Annotated in this window: 2 protein-coding genes; one reads left to right on the top strand and one right to left on the bottom strand. The window is 55.6% G+C overall.

Features of this window, described 5'->3' with window-relative positions; genetic code table 11:
- Positions 1–882, top strand: an 882-nt coding sequence (locus JE47_RS0120030; RefSeq protein WP_031461438.1) for a tetratricopeptide repeat protein, incomplete at its 5' end; no start/stop codon positions are given.
- Positions 883–1,187: 305 nt separating this feature from the next.
- On the opposite strand, the gene JE47_RS0120025 is transcribed toward JE47_RS0120030, so the two are convergent.
- Complete coding sequence (locus JE47_RS0120025; RefSeq protein WP_031461437.1) at positions 1,188–2,210, bottom strand: Gfo/Idh/MocA family protein; 1,023 nt, start codon at positions 2,208–2,210, stop codon at positions 1,188–1,190.
- Positions 2,211–2,290: the final 80 nt, after the last annotated feature.

Here is a 2,290-nt window from a genome sequence, read left to right as displayed (position 1 = left end):
CTGGGCAATGTCGCCTACGCTCAGAAGAACATTCGTGAAGCGCGACAGCACTACTCGCGCGCAATCGAGCTTCAGCCAACATACGCTGCGGCCTACCGCAATCGCGGGTTAACGTGGGCAGCCGAGGTTCCCCCTGACTATGAGAAGGCGCTTGCCGATGCCCGGCGTGCGCTGGAGTTGGACCCTGCATTTGAAGATGCGCGTCGGGATGTTGAGCGGTATGAGCAGGCTCTCGCTGCGCCTGATACCCGTGCTCGTGCCTGCCTCAGGCTGGGCATTGTTGCCGAGCGCCAGCAGCAGTGGGCGGAGGCGGCGCAGTGGTATCGGCAGGCGCTCGATATGCCCGGCGCCGCGCCTGACACCCGTGCGACTGCCTGCCTCGGGCTGGGCTATGTCGCCTATGCTCAGAAGAACGTTCGTGAGGCGCGACAGCACTACTCGTGCGCAATCGAGCTTCAGCCGGCAAACGCCATCGCCTCCATCGCCTACCGCAATCGCGGATTAACGTGGGCGGCCGAGAACCCTCCTGACTATGAGCGGGCGCTCGCTGATGCCCGGCGTGCGTTAGAGTTGGACCCTGCCTTTGAAGATGCGCGCAGGGATGTTGAGCGGTATGAGCAGGCTTTGAAGCAACAGCAATTGAATCCGGCGTTTTTGTATGAGCAGGCATTGAAACGCGCCCTTGAATATGCGCTCTGGGATGTTGTATTGAATCGCACCCTTGAAGATGCGCGCAGGGATGTTGAGCGGTCTGAGCAGGCTTCGAAGCAACAGCAATTGAATCGCACGTCTAAAGATTCGCGTAGGGATTCGGATGAGCGAGCTTTGGCGCGACAGAACCAGAATCGGCTTAATAGAAAGCGAAAGCGTAATAAGAGTTGATAGACTACCTGTAATCAATGGTGACTCAATCACTATGCTGATCATTGAGTCTGTTTAGGGTAACGTATCTCTACCTCTACGTTAAGGCGTAGTGGACACCCACGTACCAGCCTCACTTAGCAGCTTCTAGCCAGTTGAGATATTTCCGGTACGAAATTAGTGGTACAGGATCCTGCATCTTACGCAGGTATACTGATGTTCTTACCGATATGTTGCTATTACGCACTACGCGACGAGAGCCAGCGGTCAGCGCATCCAGGAAAGGGGGGTATTGATACCGGTGCTGGCGGTTTATGCTCTTGCCGCTAACTCCACTGCTGTGCGATTGCGTCAATCACGTGCTGGATTGCCAGTCCATCCCGAAACGTTGCTGCCGGTGCAACAGCGTCACATTCTCCGGCTAACGCAGCGCGGAGCGCATGCCCAAGATAGACGGTTCCCTGTGGAAATTCACCGCTTAGCGTTGGTGGGATATCAATCGTGTGCGGCGGAGTCAGGTCTTCAAAAGAGTCGTTCTTCCCAATCGTGAGTCGACCGTTGCCAAAACGTAATGTCCCATCGCTCCCGTATAAAGTTACCGTCAGCGGTTCGTTGATCCGCACGACAACGGTCGCCGTAAGTGTAGCGACAGTACCGCGGGCAAACCGTAATGTCGCAGTTGTGTAGTCGTCGCTCGTAACGGTTCGCAAGGTGCCAGTGGTGTCTGGACGTTGGGTAATGAACGTTTGCACCAGACCCTGTGCGCTCACTACTTCATCGTTCAACATATAACGTAATAGATCGATCTGATGTGAACCAATCGCACCGAGCACGCCACCACCAGCAGAACGATCGCTCCACCAATCCCATAAGCGCTGCGGATCAGCGCGGCTGCTGGCAAAGAAGCGTACCTCTGCCGCCCGTACCTCACCGATGTCACCAGCAGCAACTCGTGCGCGTGCAGCCTGGATAGCCGGTAAAAAGCGTAGCTCGTGATCAATTAGGGCCAACTGTTCCCGATGTTGTTGTGCTGCATTCAGCATCGATTCCGCCTCTGCCGCATGAAGTGCGGTTGGTTTTTCACACAAGACATGCTTTCCGGCTGCGAGCGCCGCTTCAGCCATTTCGCGATGCAAGTACGGTGGTGTGACAATACTGACCAGCCGAACGTCATCACGTTGCAGAAGTTCACGCCAGTTGGCTGTTGCAAATGGAACTGACAGCTCTTGGGCAATTCGTCTCGTTTTTTCAAGCTGACTGCCGGCTAATGCTGTGATCGTCAGCCCAGCAGCGCGAAATGCCGGTACCTGTACTCGTGCGCCCCAGCCGGTACCGATAATGCCAATCATCACGTCCTCCGCTACAAATGGATTACCACCGAGAGCACAGAGAGCACAGAGGTTTGAGAAAGAATCTCTGTGTGCTCTGT

The organism is Chloroflexus sp. MS-G (genome assembly GCF_000735195.1).
Lineage (GTDB): Bacteria > Chloroflexota > Chloroflexia > Chloroflexales > Chloroflexaceae > Chloroflexus.
The sequence above is the reverse complement of the archived record's forward strand: the minus strand, read 5'-3'. Positions and strand labels throughout refer to the sequence as shown.

Bases quoted from the DNA above. Each gene is read 5' to 3' on its own strand.
- JE47_RS0120025 (WP_031461437.1), bottom strand. From the start codon at position 2,210: ATGATTGGCATTATCGGTACCGGCTGGGGCGCACGAGTACAGGTACCG.